The organism is Streptomyces sp. NPDC052012, assembly GCF_040689265.1.
In the GTDB taxonomy this organism is placed as follows: domain Bacteria; phylum Actinomycetota; class Actinomycetes; order Streptomycetales; family Streptomycetaceae; genus Streptomyces.
Window position 1 is genome coordinate 67,762 of record NZ_JBFAXA010000019.1, and the last position, 15,272, is coordinate 83,033.

A 15,272-nucleotide genomic window follows, 5' to 3' on the forward strand; every position below is an offset into this window, starting at 1 on the left:
CGGGTGCGCGCGCCGATTTCGGAAAACGACTTCCACCATACGAGAAGCAACCAGGCAACGAAAGAGGCCCACATCACAAACGTGACGTGGGCCTCTCCCGACGTTCATGACACCGACCCGCCATGCTCGCCTCGCGGCAAGTGGTCGCTCGTAGCGACGAAGGTTGGGCCCGGGGGCTTGGATCGAGCCGGTGTCACGACCAGGCTAACAAACAGATCCCGCCGGGCCATTCCCGCAACGGGAGTTCGTCGCCCGGTCGGCTCCCGCTCGCCGTCCGGACGGCTCCGGCTCGTCGTCCGGACGGCTCCGGCTCGTCGTCCGGACGGCTCCGGCTCGTCGTCCGGACGGCTCCGGCTCGTCGTCCGGACGGCTCCGGCTCGTCGTCCGTTCAGTCCCGCAGCAGGTCGGGAACTCCCGCCGCGTCCGGCTCGTCGCGCTCGCCGGAGACCACCGTGAGCTGCTGGGTGGCCCGGGTCAGGGCGACGTAGAGGACACGCAGGCCGGCCGGGGACTCGTCGGCGATCTCGGCCGGGGAGACGACGACCGTCGCGTCGTACTCCAGGCCCTTGGCCTCCAGGCTGCCGAGCGCCACCACCCTCTCGCCCAGTCCGTCCAGCCAGCGCCGGGCCTCCTCGCGGCGCTGCATGGCGACGACCACGCCGACCGTGCCGTCGACCCGCTCCAGCAGCCGGGCCGCCTCCGCGCGGACGGTCTCGCCGAGCGAGTCCGCCACGACACCGAACCGCGGCTCGACGCCGGTGGAGCGCACGGCGCGCGGCGACTCGGAGCCGGGCATGGCGAGGGTGAGCACCTTGGAGGCGAGCTCGGCGATCTCGGCGGGATTGCGGTAGTTCACCGTGAGCTGGAAACGGCGGCGCGGGCGGGTGCCGAGGGCCTCGTCGCGGGCCTGGGCCGCCTCCTCCGGGTCGGACCAGGAGGACTGGGCCGGGTCGCCGACGATCGTCCAGGTGGCGTGCCGGCCGCGCCGGCCGACCATGCGCCACTGCATCGGGGTGAGGTCCTGCGCCTCGTCGACGATGACGTGGGCGTACTCGACACGCTCCTGGGCGAGCCGCTCGGCGCGCTCGCGCTGGGTCTCCTCGCGCACCGGCATCAGCTCCTCCAGGCCGGTGAGCTGGTCCAGCGGGTCGATCTCGCGCTTCTTGCGGGGCCGGGCCGGGGTGCCGAGGATCGCCTGGAGCTCGTCGAGGAGCGCGATGTCGTGCACGGAGCGGCCGTCCCGCTTCAGCGAGCGGGCCACCTTGCGGACCTCGCCGGGGTTGAGGACGCGCCGGGCCCAGCGGCCGAGGCGCCGCTCGTCCGCCATCGCGTCCAGGACGGCGGCCGGGGTGAGCTCGGGCCACCAGGCGTCGAGGAAGGCGATGAAGTCGTCCTCGGAGGTGATGTCCTCGTCGAAGGAGGAGCGCAGCTCGGCGGCGAGCTCGGGGTCGGTGTGCCTGCCTGCGGCGCCGGAGCGCTCCCACAGGGCGTCCAGGAGCAGCTTGCGGGCGCGCGGGCGCAGCAGGTTGACGGGGGCGGTGCCGCCGAGGGCGGTGCGGCGGATGCCGGCCAGTTCCCCGGCCTCCAGCTCCAGGCGCCGGCCGAAGGCGACGACCCGCAGCCGGGTTGGTGAATCGTTCAGCTCCAGCGCTCCGCGGGCGGCCTTCCGCAGCACCTTGAGCATGCGGTACGAGCCCTTGGCGCGGGCCACGGACGGGGAGTCGTAGAGCGTGGCCTCGGCGCCGTCGACCAGGGAGCCGATGGCGCGGATGGCGACCTGGCCCTCCTCGCCGAGGGAGGGCAGCACGCCTTCGGTGTAGGCGACGAGCAGCGGGGTGGGCGAGACGATGAGGATGCCGCCGGAGTAGCGGCGCCGGTCCTGGTAGAGCAGGTAGGCGGCGCGGTGCAGGGCGACGGCGGTCTTGCCGGTGCCGGGGCCGCCCTCGACGTAGGTGACGGAGGCGGCCGGGGCGCGGATCACCAGGTCCTGCTCGGCCTGGATGGACGCCACGATGTCCCGCATGGTGTGCGTACGGGCCTGGCCGAGCGCGGCCATCAGGGCGCCGTCGCCGATGACGGGCAGCTCGTGGCCGTCGAGGGACGCCTTCAGCTCGGGGCGCATCAGGTCGTCCTCGACCCCGAGGACCCGGCGGCCCTTGGAGCGGATGACCCGGCGACGCACGACCCGGCCGGGGTCGACCGGGGTGGAGCGGTAGAAGGGCGCGGCGGCGGGGGCGCGCCAGTCGATGACCAGCGGCGCGTAGTCCTCGTCGAGGACGCCGATGCGGCCGATGTGCAGGGTCTCGGCAATGTCGGCGGTGTTGTCGGGGCGGACGGCGCCCTCGGCGGGCTCCACGGCGGTGTACGCGCCGTCGGGGCCCTTCTTGCCGTCCTTGCCGAGCAGCAGGTCGATCCGGCCGAAGAGGAAGTCCTCGAACTCGTTGTTCAGCCGGTTCAGGTGCACGCCCGCGCGGAAGACCTGGGCGTCCCGCTCGGCGAGCGCGCCCGGCGTGCCGACCTGGCCGCGCTGGGCGGCGTCGCGCATGAGGAACTCGGCCTCGTGGATCTTCTCCTCGAGGCGCCGGTACACCCGGTCCAGGTGTTCCTGTTCGACACGGATCTCGCGGTCGCGAACGGAGTCGTGAACCGAGCCGACCGCGGTTTCCTGCTGAGCCTGAGCGGCCACCGGGCCCCCTTCTGACGTGCTGGGCAGCCGTCAACCGTACGCGAAGGGGGCCTCGCAAAGCTACGGCAGGCCCTACGCGTCGACCTCCACCAGCTTCTCCCCGTCGAAGGTCACGATCTCGAAGTGGTCGATCTCGTTGGGGTCGAACGAGGCGCCGCCCTGGACGTAGAGCGGCTGCTTGGCCTTGTCGGTCTTGGCGTCGGGCAAGCCGTAGCCCCAGTCCGGGACGGACCAGGAGGTGACGGTCTCCCGCTCGCCGTTCTTGCCGACGGCGATCATCGCGCACTTCTCGGGGCCCTTGACGTTCTTGACCTCCACGACGGTGCTGGTGCCCCAGTCCTTCTTCTGCAGGGCGACGGTCGCGGAGACCTTCGTCGACGGATCGGTGGCAGTGATCTTGTCAGGGATCTGGTCGAAGGCTTCCTTCGCCGGGTTCGCCGAGAGCGTCTGGTTGGTGCCCGTGCTGCCCCCGCCTCCGTCGCCGCCGTTGCTGGTGGCGACGGCCACGAACGGGCCGCTGACGATCAGGGCGCCCGCCGCGGCGACCATGTAGAAATTGCGGCGGCGCTTTCTGGCGCGGCGCTCGGCGACCTCGTCGACCAGCTTCTCCACCACGCGCGGGGAGGGCTTGGCGGACAGCGACTCACCGATCGAGGGAGTCCCGGCCCCGGGCAGGTCCGCGAGCGCGGCCAGCATCGGTTCCATTCCCGCGAGTTCGTCGAGCTGCTGGGCGCACCATTCGCAGCCCGCGAGATGCATTTCGAAAGCGCTTGCTTCGGCGTCGTCGAGAATACCGAGGGCGTAGGCACCGACGGTCTCGTGTTCGTTCGGCACCGGTGATCCCTCCATGGGACCAGACATACCCGCACCACCCGCGCCGAATCCCTGGTTTCCCCCGTACACACTCATCACGCCGTCACCCCCCGCTCCTCCAGTGCCAGCTTCATCGAACGCAGGGCGTAGAACACCCTGGAGCGGACGGTTCCGCTGGGTATACCGAGCGTCTCGGCCGCCTCATTGACGGTACGCCCCTTGAAGTACGTCTCGACGAGCACCTCCCGGTGGGCAGGGGTCAGGTCGTCGAGTGCGTCCGACAGCGTCATCAGCCACAGCGCCTTGTCGATCTCGTCCTCCGCGGGGATGACCTCCAGCGGCGACGGATCGACCTCCTGCGGCCGGGCCTGCCGGCTGCGGTGGCCGTCGATGACGATGCGCCGGGCGACCGTCACCAGCCAGGGGCGTACCGATCCGGTCGCCCGATTGAGCTGACCGGCGTTCTTCCAGGCACGGATGAGCGTCTCCTGCACGACGTCCTCGGCGCGCTGCCGGTCTCCGGCGACCAGCCGCAGGACGTACGCGAGCAGGGGTCCGGCGTGCTCTCGATACAGCGCACGCATCAGCTCCTCGTCAGGTTCCGAGGGCTGTGAGGACATGCGATGTCGGGCCCTCGATCCACGTTCATTGGCCACGGCCGCATCCTTGCGCACGCCCACCTCCGGTGTCCGGGGGATCCCCCAGTCGGTCGCTCGACAACCGGTACGTGCAGGGGGCGTTGGATGTTCAAGGCGAGGTGACAGTTTTCTCAGGGGTGACGTGACGAGGGGGACATGGAGTCACATTCCCCCCGTTCTCTCTTTACATTTCCGCCACGAAGGCAAGACGGGCGGCAATACCCGTCTCCCGAGGCAACTAAACGACGTGTAACGCACATCACGGATCGAATTTTCGGAGAGGCCCTCCACAAGGAACATAACGACCATTCAGGTCCGCGTGAGCGCCGCGCGCCGCCGGTGCCGGGCCACGCGCTCACGGTTCCCGCAGACCTCACTGGAGCACCAGCGCCTCCTGCGTCCCCGGGAGGTGTCGACGTACACGATGGGGCAGTTGTCGCCCTCGCACTGCCTGAGGCTCGCCCGCGCGACCGGGTCGGTGAGCAGGTCCACGGCGTCCCGGGCCACCGCCGCGAGCAGGGCGGCGAGAGCGGGCGGCCCGTCGAGACAGCGCACCAGCGCACCGTCGTCGCCGGGGACCGCGCGGGGAGCCGGGGGTGCGGCGCGGGCGAGGTCGTTGACGCGGGCGAGCGCACGGTCGCGGGAGGGGGCTCCGGGCCTCGACCGGGCGCGCACCAACGGGGCGACGGCATCGCGCAGTTCGCGGAAGGCGGCCGGCCAGGAGGAGTCGGCGTGGGCCAGCGAGGTACCGGCCGGGACGAGCCCGGAGCCGGCGATCCAGGCGCGCAGCACCTCCACCGAACTCAGCCGCTCCACGGGATGCGTGGTGGCGAGGAGGTCCAGACAGACCCGCCCGGTGTCGAACCGCAGCTCGTACGCGTGCGCCGCCGTGGCCGTACCCAGTGCCATGTGCCTGTCACCGCCTAGGGTTCACCCCGGTCGCGTGGGGGCCGGTGAGATGCGAGGGAGGAGGGCAGGGAAACCGTTCTCCCTACAGTGCCTGCCCACCGACGCGCCCGGAACCCCTTCGGCCGCTCCGCTCAGGCGTCCGCGTACTTCGCCTCCGCGTGCGGGTCCAGGGCCAGGCGGTAGCCCCGCTTGACGACCGTCTGGATCAGCTTGGGGGCGCCGAGGGCATTGCGGAGGCGGGCCATGGCGGTCTCCACGGCGTGTTCGTCGCGGCCCGCGCCGGGGAGGGTGCGCAGGAGGTCCGCGCGGGAGACGACCCAGCCGGGGCGGCGGGCCAGCGCACGGAGCAGGGACATCCCGGCGGGGGGCACGGGGCGCAGGTCGCCGTCCACCAGGACCGCGTGGCCGCGGATCTCCAGCCGGTGGCCCGCGACCGGCAACGCGCGGGCGCGGGCGGGGAGTTCCTGGCAGAGCAACTGGACCAGGGGGCCGAGGCGGAAGCGTTCGGGCTGCACGGTGTCGAGGCCCCGGGCCTGCAACGGCAGGGCGGTGACCGGGCCGACGCAGGCGGGCAGGACGTCGTGGCCGAGGGCGGCCAGTACCTCGTCGAGCACGCCGCGCTCCTCCGCCCGGGACAGCAGCGACGCCGCGGCGGGCGCGCTGGTGAAGGTGACCGCGTCCAGGGTGCGGGCGACGGTGGCGTCGAGGAGCCGGTCGACGGGGCCGACGTCCTCGGGTGGCAGCCACCGGTAGACCGGCACGCCCAGCACCTCCGCTCCCCCGGCCCTGAGCGCCTCCACGAAGCCGGGCAGCGGCTCGCCGTGCAGCTGGATCGCGATGCGCAGCCCGTCGACGCCCTCCTCGAGCAGCCGGTCGAGCACCTCGGCCATCGACTCCGACGACGGCGACCACTCCTCCGTCAGCCCGGCGGCCCGGATCGCGCCCTTCACCTTGGGCCCGCGGGCCAGGATCCGCACCCCGCGCAGGCGGGCCAGCAGATCCTCCCCGAGCCCCCAGCCGTCGGCGGCCTCCACCCAGCCCCGGAAGCCGATCGCCGTCGTGGCGACCGCGATGTCCGGCACCTGGCGGATGATCTCCTTGGTGGCCGCCAGCAGTTCACTGTCGTCGGCCAGCGGCACGATGCGCAGGGCCGGGGCGTGCAGCACCGCGGCTCCGCGCCGCTGCAGCAGCGCGCCGAGCTCGTCGGCGCGGCGCGCCGCGGTCACACCCACGGTGAAGCCCGCGAGTGGCCCGTGTTCCGGTCGCTGTGGTTCGTCGTCGTACATGGCTCTCGTCCCGCACTCGAGTCGGCGTACTGCATGAAGGCGCGGCTCCACCTTCATGCCGAGCGAGCCTGTCAACGATCCGTGACAGGCTCGGTTCGGGTTGATGTCACCAGTGTTACGTCACACCTCGGCGTAGCTGAGCTGCGACTTCTCCTCCGTCGCGGTGCTCGTGGTGATCGTCCGGGCCGGCCGGCGGCGAAGGTATACGGACCAGGTGACCACGAAGCAGACCGCGTAGCAGGCGAGGAAGGCGACGAAGGCGCCCGTGCCGGAGCCGTAGGAGAGGAAGGACTGGCGGAAGGCCAGGTTGATGCCGACCCCGCCGAGCGCGCCCACCGCGCCGATCAGCCCCATGGACGCCCCGGACAGCCGCCGCCCGTAGGCCGCGGCCTCCTCGCCGCGCAGCCCCTTGGCGAGCGCCTTGGCCTGGAAGATGCCGGGGATCATCTTGAACGTCGAGCCGTTGCCCAGACCGGACAGCACGAACAGCACCACGAACGCGACGGTGAACAGCGCCAGCGACTTCTGCATGGAGGCGACGATCAGTACGGCCGTGGCCGCGCCCATGGCGACGAAGTTGTACAGCGTGATCCGCGAGCCGCCGTACCGGTCGGCGAGCCTGCCGCCCACCGGGCGGATCAGCGAGCCGAGCAGCGGGCCGATGAACGTGACGTACGCGGCCTCCAGCGGGGTGCGTCCGAACTGGCTCTGGAGCACCTGGCCGAAGGCGAAGCTGTAGCCGATGAACGAGCCGAACGTCCCGATGTAGAGGAAGGACATGATCCAGGTGTGCCGGTCGCGTGCGGCGTCCTTGGCCGCGCCGGTGTCGTTCTTCACCGAGGCGAGGTTGTCCATGCAGAGCGCGGCGAGCACGGCCGCGACGACGATCAGCGGGATGTAGATGCCGAGCAGCACCCTCGGTCCGCCGTTCGCCCCGATGATCGCCAGGGCGGCGATCTGGATGACGGGGACGCCGATGTTTCCGCCGCCGGCGTTCAGGCCGAGCGCCCAGCCCTTCTTCTTCAGCGGGAAGAAGGCGTTGATGTTGGTCATGGACGAGGCGAAGTTGCCGCCGCCGATGCCGGCCAGCAGGCCGACGAGCAGGAAGGTGGAGAAGGAGGTGCCCGGCTCCATCACGGTGAACGCGGCGACCGTCGGCACCAGCAGCAGCGCCGCCGACACGATCGTCCAGTTCCGTCCGCCGAAGATCGCGACGGCGAAGGTGTACGGCACCCGGACCACCGCGCCGACCAGCGTCACCATGGACGTCAGCAGGAACTTGTCGGCCGGGGTCAGCCCGTACTCGGGGCCCATGAAGAGCACCAGCACGGACCACATCGTCCAGATGGAGAAGCCGATGTGTTCGGACAGGACGGAGAAGTAGAGGTTCCGGCGGGCGACCTTCTCTCCGGTGGTCTTCCAGAAGGTCTCGTCCTCCGGATCCCAGTGCTGGATCCAGCGGCCTGGTGCTGTCATGACGCCTCCACGTTCTCCGGGGTGCGGACGGTGCCGCTCGGGGCCTATCCCGCATCCCGAAGGTAGGGAGGTGGCGTTTCCTGTCTGTGGCACCCGGTGACCGGAAGGGAACGTTGCTCTCACCCCTGGCGGGGGCGGGGTGAGAGGTTTCCGGCAGCGGGGCGGGGGTGCGCGGTGAGGTGGGGGCAGGGGTCAGCGCTGCGGGGGCTGCCAGTGGGGGTTCTGCTGGGGCGGGTGCGGCTGCTGGTAGGGCTGCTGCTGTCCGTAGGGCTGGTAGGGCTGGCCGGGTGCGCCGTACGGCTGCTGCGGCGGGGCCTGCGGAGGGTACGACGGGGCGGCCGCGGCGTGGTGCTGTGGCTGCTGCGGGGGGTACGGCTGGGCGGCCGGAGGCGCCGGGGCGTGGGCCTGTGGCTGCGGGTACGACTGCGGCTGTGGCTGCTGCTGCGGGTACGGCTGCTGCTGCGGGTACGGCTGCTGCTGGGCGAACGGATTGCCGTGACCGGGAAGCTGTCCGCCCGGCGGCAGATAGCGCACCCGGCCGCTCTCGTCGGCGGCCGGCTGGAAGCCGGCGGCCCGCAGCCGGGCCGCGAACCTGGCGTTGCGCCGCCGGGTGACGACGAACCCGACACCGAGGATGCCCATGAGGACGGCCCAGAGGATCGCGCCCCAGAGCAGACCGCCGTCCCCGCCCTGCACGGCGGCGATCGCGCACCCCACGGTGACACCGATCGCCCCGTAGAGCATCCGCTTCTCGGCGCTCTTGCCGGTGAGGTCGAAGTTGATGCGGGCCTTGAGCAGTTCCAGCGCGTCCGGCACGAACGGCGGCAGCGACACCCCGTCACCGGCGTTCGGGTACTGCGCCCAGTTCTGCGCGGCCCGGGCCCGCGCGTGGGGCGAGGGGTCCGGCACGATCAGCATGACGAGCGCGCTGTTGTTGGCCCCGCCCTGCCGCACATCGGCGTACTCGTAGCCGAACTGCTGGGCGACGAAGGCGAGCTTGGCGAGCTTCTTCACGGAAGCCATGGCACTGGTGACCTCCACGGGCTCCCCACTGGCCATCAGCCGCAGCATCTTCTGCATCTGCCGCTTACTCATCCGCACTCGCTCCCGCCTGCCACGCCGGTCTCCTGGTTCACATCAGCAACCGGGGCAGTCTCGCACGCGCGTACGTCACAGCGGTACCTGTGCTATGTGCTCGGCCACGGACGGGGCTTCCGCCTGGCCGCCAGGTCCTCCACCCAGCCGAAGGCGACCACGCAGCCCGCGAGGAGGATCCAGACCAGCAGCAGGACCGGCCACGAACTCTCCAGCAGCCAGGGGACGTTCAGCTCCAGGACGGGGAAGCCCCACAGGCGGTCGTAGAGGGTGGCGGCGATCAGGATGCAGACGTTGTGCCACAGATAGATCGTCACCGCGCGGGAGTTGAGCAGGGTGATCACGCGGTCCCAGCGGCGCAGCCTGCGTGGCCACTCGGTCCAGGAGGGGCTGAGGTGCAGGAGCAGCAGCACGGTCGCGAAGGACCACAGCGCCTGGGCGAACGGGATGGAGTCCAGGTCGTGGCCCGTGCCGAAGTCCTGGCGCAGGGCGTACCAGAGGCCGACGCAGGCGATGATCGGCGCGATCGACGGCACGACGTACTGCGGAAGGCGTTTCACGACCCCCTGCTGGTGGGCCATGCCGAGGATCCAGCAGGCGCCGAAGGTGCTGAAGTCGGTGATCGCCGAGGGGATCCGGTCACCGGGGATGGTGAGCCAGCCGAACTGAAGGACGCCGGACAGCACGAGCGGCGCGGCGAGTGTCACCCAGGGCTGTGCGCGCAGGGCCTTGAGCAGCAGCGGGGAGAGCAGCACGAACCACAGGTAGGCGCGGATGTACCAGAGGGGACCGGCGAGTTCCGCGGCCCAGTCCTCACCGACGTAACCCTGGATCCCGGCGACGCCCTCGGCGTAGGGCGGGTCGCTCAGCGGCAGGATCCAGTAGGTGAGGTGGAACCACCACCAGCCGGGGTGGCCGTCGTCGTCGGGGCTCCAGCCCTGGACCAGCATGCCCGTGACGCCGATCGCGCCGAGCAGCCACAGCGGAGGCAGCAGACGGCGCATCCGGCCGCGTACGACCTGGACGGCGGGCCGTTTCAGGGAGCGGGCCATGAGGTTGCCGGCCAGCGCGAACATCACGCCCATCGACGGGAAGACGACGGGCAGCCAGGCCCAGCCCATCAGGTGGTACAGGACGACACGGAACAGCGCGACCGCGCGCAGCAGGTCGAAGTAGCGGTCCCGCGCGGGCGGCCGGAACGCCGGCGCGGGGGGTGCCGCGCCGGCCACGTCGTGCGGGTCGGCCGGCCGGGCGGGTGCGGTCACGTGCGGGTCTTCCTGGTGCGCGGCCGGGGTGACGGCCGCCGGGGGATCGAGGGGCGGGGTGCTCACGCGACCGGGCGGCCGTCCATGACGGGCGGCGCGGCGGCGCCGGGCGGGGCCGAGACGCCGCCCTTGCGGCGCAGCTTCTGCCAGCGCAGCCGGCCGCCGGTGAGCGCCGTGATCCAGGACTGGAGCAGCACCACGTACATCAGCTGCCGGTAGAGGATCTGCTGCAACGGCAGCGAGAGCAGCGGGGTGAGCTTCTCCTTGTCGAGGACGAAGGCGTAGGCGGCGCAGGCCGCCTGGATGGCGAGGACGCCGAACCAGGCCAGGATCGTCTTGCCGGTCGGGCCGAAGATCAGGCCGTAGATCAGGAACACGTCGATCAGCGGGGCCAGCAGCGGCGCCAGGACCATGAACAGCGACACCAGCGGCAGGCCGACCCGGCCGAAGCGGCCCGACGGGCCCCGGTCGACCAGGGCGCGGCGGTGCTTCCAGATGGCCTGCATGGTGCCGTAGGACCAGCGGTAGCGCTGGGACCACAGCTGCTGCACCGACTCGGGGGCCTCGGTCCAGGCGCGGGCGTTCTCCGCGTAGACCACCTTCCAGCCGTCGCGGTGGATGGCCATGGTGATGTCGGTGTCCTCGGCGAGCGTGTCGTCGCTCATGCCGCCGACCCGCTCCAGGGCGGACCTGCGGAACGCGCCCACCGCGCCGGGGATCGTCGGCATGCACTGCAGGACGTCGTACATCCGGCGGTCGAGGTTGAAGCCCATCACGTACTCGATGTGCTGCCAGGCGCCGATCAGCTTGTCCTTGTTGCCGACCTTGGCGTTGCCGGCGACCGCGCCGACGCGCGGGTCGGCGAAGGGCTGCACGAGTTCGCGGACGGTGGTCGGCTCGAAGACGGTGTCGCCGTCCATCATCACGATGATGTCGTGACGGGCGTTGGCCACACCGCGGTTGAGCGCGGCGGGCTTGCCCGCGTTGAGCTGGCGCACCACCCGGACGTTCGGCAGACGCAGGGACTCCACGATCCGCGCGGTGCCGTCGCTGGAGCCGTCGTCGACGACGATGACCTCGATGGGGTGATCGCTGGCCATGAGGGAGCGGACGGTGTTCTCGATGCACTTGGCCTCGTTGTACGCCGGGACCAGCACCGACACCGGTTCGGTGATCGGCGGGCCCCACGAGAAGCCGCGGCGGCGCACCTTGCGGGCGTGGGCCGCGGACAGCACCAGCATCAGCACGAAGCGGGCGATGACGAGGAAGCCGACGATCGCGAGACCGACCACGAGCACGCCGGTGATCTTGTCGGAGGCCTGCACCAGGAAGACCCAGGCCTTGCCCTTCCACAGCTCGACGCCGGTGACCGGGCTGTGCGCGCTGGGCGCGTCCAGGGCCTCGGTGAGGTTGTCGAACGCGTAGCCCTCGTCCTTCAGCTCGGGCAGCATCCGGTCCAGCGCCTGGACGGTCTGGTGGCGGTCGCCGCCGGAGTCGTGCATCAGGACGACGCCGCCCTTGCCGTCCTCGGGCGTGGCGCGCTCGATGATCTCCGGGACGCCGGGCTTGCGCCAGTCCTCGCTGTCGTGGGTGTTGACGACGGTGATGTAGCCGCGGTCGCCGATGTACTCGGTGACCGGCCAGGAGTTGTTGTCCATGGCGGCGGCCTGCGAGGAGTACGGCGGCCGGAACAGGGAGGTGCGGATGCCCGCGGCGCCGGTGATGGCGAGCTGGGTCTGGGACAGCTCCCAGTCGATGCGTTCCTTCGACTGCAGGGACAGGTCGGGGTGGTTGAAGGTGTGCAGGCCGATCTCGTGGCCCTCCTCGACGATGCGCTCGACGAGGTCGGGGTAGCGGGAGGCCATGGTGCCGGTGACGAAGAAGACGGCGTGCGCGTCGTGCTTCTTCAGGACGTCCAGGACCTTCGGCGTCCACACCGGGTCGGGACCGTCGTCGAAGGTGAGCACCACGTGACGGTCGGGGATGGTGAGGCTCTGCGCCTGGTCGCCGCGGGTGTCGATGACCGGCCCGCCCTTCCGGATCTTCTCCGGCACCTGGTCGTCGGCGGCGGCAGAGGTGTTGATCCGGTGGTCGGCGAGGATCTCGCTGTGCACGTAGCCGCGCAGCAGCAGCATCGCCATCAGGGCGACGAGGAACAGCAGCGGCAGCAGCAGGCGCAAGGGCAGGCGGCGACGCCGGGAGCCGCCACGGGCGGGGGCTGCGGGCCCGGGGCGGCGGGTGCGGATGGCCATCAGAGGAGGTGCTCCGGGGACGGTGCGGCGGGGGCGGCGGGGGCGGGGGACGAGTCCGGCTGGGCGGCGGGGCCGTCGGCGACGACGACCGGTGCGGCGGGGGCACCGGCGACGTTGTCGGTGCCGGCGCCGTCGCCTCCGCCGGTCGTCTCGGTGGGCTCGGGTGCGGGGTCGTCCGTCGGGGTGGGTTCGGCCGGTGTCTCGGCCGGGGGCTCGGCGGGCTGCGTCGGGGTGGGGTCGTCGTCACCCGGGTCCGGCTTCGGCGTGTTCCGGGTCGGAGTCGCCGCGGGGTCGTCGGCCTCGCCGGGCTGGTCCTCGACGGCGGTCGCGCCGGGCGCGGCGACGCTGGCGCCGGGCGAGGGCAGCGTGACATCACCGGCGGACGGGCCGGCACCGGGCTCGAGGCTGGTGCCGGAACCGGGGGTGGCGGCGGACTCGGCGGGGCCCGGCGTGGTCTCGACCTTCCCGGCGGGCTGCTCCTCCTTCTGGCCCGGCACGGGCAGCCAGGGGGCGTTGGAGTTGCCGGACATCAGGGTGGCGCCGATGACGACGGCGTACCCGGCGCAGGCGAGGCCGACAGCCATCCCGATCCGCCGGTAGCGACGGCCGCGGCGCCCGGACTCGTCGACGAACACGGGCCCGTCGGACGGCCCGTCCGACCCGCCCTGTCCGCGGCCGGGCGTGCGCCGCAGCACTCCGTCCGCGAACTGCACGGCGTCGAGCTGGACGGTCACCTCGTGCGGATCGTGCCGCACCTCACCGTCCCGCGCCTCCCCGTCCTCCTCCTGCCAGGGGTCACGCACGGGGAGGTCGAGGGGGGCGGCGAACGGGCGGGAGGCGGGGCCGGCGGTGGCCGCACCGGACGCGGGACCTGCGGTGGCGCGCGCTGCGCCCTCCCGCGGGGATCGCACGACATCGTCCGGGAGACGCCGGGGACCGCCGGCCGATCCGCCCGCCTCGCGCCCGGGGCGCGGCTTGATCAGCAGCGCGGTGGTCCGGTCCGAGTCGCCGGAGTCGGACGCCGTTCGGGGGGAGCCCGCGGGAGCGGAGTCGTCGGAGAGGCCAGAACCGGCGCGCGGCTCCAAGGAGTCCGAGCTCGCGGCGGCAGGCTTCGCGGCAGCGGGCTTCGCGGGGGCTGACTTCCCGGCAACCGAGCTCGCGGCGGCCGACTTCTCGGCAGCCGGATTCGCGGCAGCCGGATTCGCGGCAGCCGGCCTACCGGCAACCGGGCTCGCGGCAGCGGCCTTCCCGGGTGCGGGCTCGCGCCCGGCGTCCGTCGGGGGCTTCGGAGCCGACGACGGACGCGCGCCTGCGCGGTCCCTGAGGCCGCGCGAGGTCACGGCGTCCCAGGGGTTCTTCGGGCCGGCCGGGGTCGCACGGTCCGCGGGAACGTCGGCGTCCGACCGGGCCTTCGCACCGGAGTCGTCGAAGTCGTCGTTCTTCGCGCCCCGGTCGGCCGGCCGCCGCTCGGCGAAGCGGGAGACGTCACGCAGGATCTGCGTCTTGCCGTCCGGCGCGGAACCGCCGGTGTCGGGACGGGCGTCCTCGATCACGGCGGTTTCGATCACGACCGTCTCGGTGTCCCGCTTCGCGGTGGCCGGTTCCAGATCCCGGTGTCTGTTGCTCTCCGGGAGTTCCTTGGTCGCCGCAGCGGCCTCGGGGCCTTCCGGTTGGGCGTCTTCTCGCCACTTCTCCACGCGCACGCACTTCCCCCCACGGGACATGTACGGGTGCGCGAACGACCTGAGCACTCGTCGTCGGACCGGGCCCCCACCCGCTCCGAGCGCCCCGTTTATCACACTGTGCTCGGGAGTCGAATGTAGCGTATGCGGAGGTCCTGTGTTCGCCGCGCGGGCTTTCGTATCAATCGTGAGACATCACGCGGACGTCATCACGACACAGTCGCTGTCCGGAATCCATCCCCCGCCGGGGCGCTCCAACCACCCCTCCGCAGCTGCCATCTCGGCAGCAGCCCGGCGAAGCACCCCCAAGGCAGGGTGAATCAGCCCTTTCCTCCACACCAGCGACACAGGGGACAGGGGAACGGGGTCGACGAGCGGACGCAGGACCGTCGCCGGGAGCAGCGGGAAGTCCACCACGGCCAGGATCGGATGGCGGCTTCTCGCCATGATCCGCTGGAACTCCTCGTCCCCGACGGCGAGCGGCGCGGGCGGCGCGAGACGGATGTCCCTCCCCTCGAACAGCAGCCGCGCGAGCTCGGTCCACTCCGTGGTCCGCGTGTTGCCCGCCCCGGCGTACACCGTCTCGCCGGCCAGCGCGGCGAGCGGCACCCGTTCCAGCGCGGCCAGCCGGTGGTCCTCGGGCAGCACGACCGCCATCGGCTCGTACCGCACCGGCTGCTGCTCGAGTCCGGCCCGCAGCGCGGGGGCCAGCCCCGCGAACCGTCCGAACGACGCGTCCAGCCGCCCCGCGAGCACCTCGCTCGCCGCCCACGCAAGACCGCTCTCGTAGCGGGCCATCAGCTCGTGCCCGGGGGCCAGTTCACGGGCCCGCCGCAGGACCCGGCGCGGCGTGACGGCCCCCTGGAAGTTCAGGTCCACCAGGAGCGGCCGGGCCCGGCCGGCTTCGGCGAGGAGGTCGTTCTGCGCCTGGAGGACCCGGCGCGCGTACGGCAGCAGGCGCTCGCCGTCGGCGGTGAGCGTCACCTGCCGGGTGCTGCGCACGAACAACTCGCTGCCCAGCTCGCGTTCCAGCCGCCGTACGTCCCTGCTCAGCGCCTGCTGGGCGACGTAGAGGCGCATGGCGGCGCGGGTGAAGTGCAGCTCCTCGGCGACGGTGACGAAGGCGCGCAGGAGGCGGGGGTCGAGGTGGGCGGGCATTCCGTGAACCTA

Annotated in this window: 11 protein-coding genes; all 11 read right to left on the reverse strand. The window is 72.0% G+C overall.

Features of this window, described 5'->3' with window-relative positions; genetic code table 11:
• Window positions 1-388 precede the first annotated feature (388 nt).
• Window positions 389-2,686, reverse strand: a complete 2,298-nt coding sequence (locus AB0412_RS26075; RefSeq protein WP_366405003.1) for a UvrD-helicase domain-containing protein — start codon at window positions 2,684-2,686, stop codon at window positions 389-391.
• Between the two features lie 72 nt (window positions 2,687-2,758).
• The gene (locus AB0412_RS26080; RefSeq protein ID WP_366405004.1) at window positions 2,759-3,595 is read right to left on the reverse strand and encodes a zf-HC2 domain-containing protein; all 837 of its coding nucleotides are present in this window, start codon (window positions 3,593-3,595) and stop codon (window positions 2,759-2,761) included.
• Window positions 3,595-4,179 (reverse strand): sigma-70 family RNA polymerase sigma factor, encoded by a 585-nt coding sequence (locus tag AB0412_RS26085; RefSeq protein WP_030167252.1) that lies wholly within the window; start codon window positions 4,177-4,179, stop codon window positions 3,595-3,597. The genes AB0412_RS26080 and AB0412_RS26085 overlap by 1 nt, the downstream gene beginning before the upstream one ends.
• A gap of 267 nt (window positions 4,180-4,446) precedes the next feature.
• Window positions 4,447-5,046 (reverse strand): ABATE domain-containing protein, encoded by a 600-nt coding sequence (locus AB0412_RS26090; RefSeq protein ID WP_366405005.1) that lies wholly within the window; start codon window positions 5,044-5,046, stop codon window positions 4,447-4,449.
• A 131-nt stretch (window positions 5,047-5,177) separates the two neighbouring features.
• Complete coding sequence (locus AB0412_RS26095) at window positions 5,178-6,332, reverse strand: uroporphyrinogen-III synthase (protein WP_366405006.1); 1,155 nt, start codon at window positions 6,330-6,332, stop codon at window positions 5,178-5,180.
• Between the two features lie 120 nt (window positions 6,333-6,452).
• On the reverse strand, window positions 6,453-7,808 hold the full coding sequence (locus AB0412_RS26100; RefSeq protein WP_366405007.1) for a nitrate/nitrite transporter: 1,356 nt from the start codon (window positions 7,806-7,808) through the stop codon (window positions 6,453-6,455).
• A 192-nt stretch (window positions 7,809-8,000) separates the two neighbouring features.
• Complete coding sequence (locus AB0412_RS26105) at window positions 8,001-8,903, reverse strand: hypothetical protein (RefSeq protein ID WP_366405008.1); 903 nt, start codon at window positions 8,901-8,903, stop codon at window positions 8,001-8,003.
• Between the two features lie 92 nt (window positions 8,904-8,995).
• Window positions 8,996-10,132 carry an acyltransferase family protein gene (locus tag AB0412_RS26110; RefSeq protein ID WP_366405058.1) on the reverse strand — a complete coding sequence of 379 codons (1,137 nt, stop codon included), beginning with the start codon at window positions 10,130-10,132 and terminating at the stop codon, window positions 8,996-8,998.
• Between the two features lie 98 nt (window positions 10,133-10,230).
• The gene (locus AB0412_RS26115) at window positions 10,231-12,420 is read right to left on the reverse strand and encodes a glycosyltransferase (protein WP_366405009.1); all 2,190 of its coding nucleotides are present in this window, start codon (window positions 12,418-12,420) and stop codon (window positions 10,231-10,233) included.
• Window positions 12,420-14,117 carry a hypothetical protein gene (locus AB0412_RS26120; protein WP_366405010.1) on the reverse strand — a complete coding sequence of 566 codons (1,698 nt, stop codon included), beginning with the start codon at window positions 14,115-14,117 and terminating at the stop codon, window positions 12,420-12,422. The genes AB0412_RS26115 and AB0412_RS26120 overlap by 1 nt, the downstream gene beginning before the upstream one ends.
• A 180-nt stretch (window positions 14,118-14,297) precedes the next feature.
• Entirely contained in the window at window positions 14,298-15,260 is a 963-nt protein-coding gene (locus AB0412_RS26125) for a LysR family transcriptional regulator (protein WP_366405011.1), read from the reverse strand.
• Window positions 15,261-15,272 lie beyond the last annotated feature (12 nt).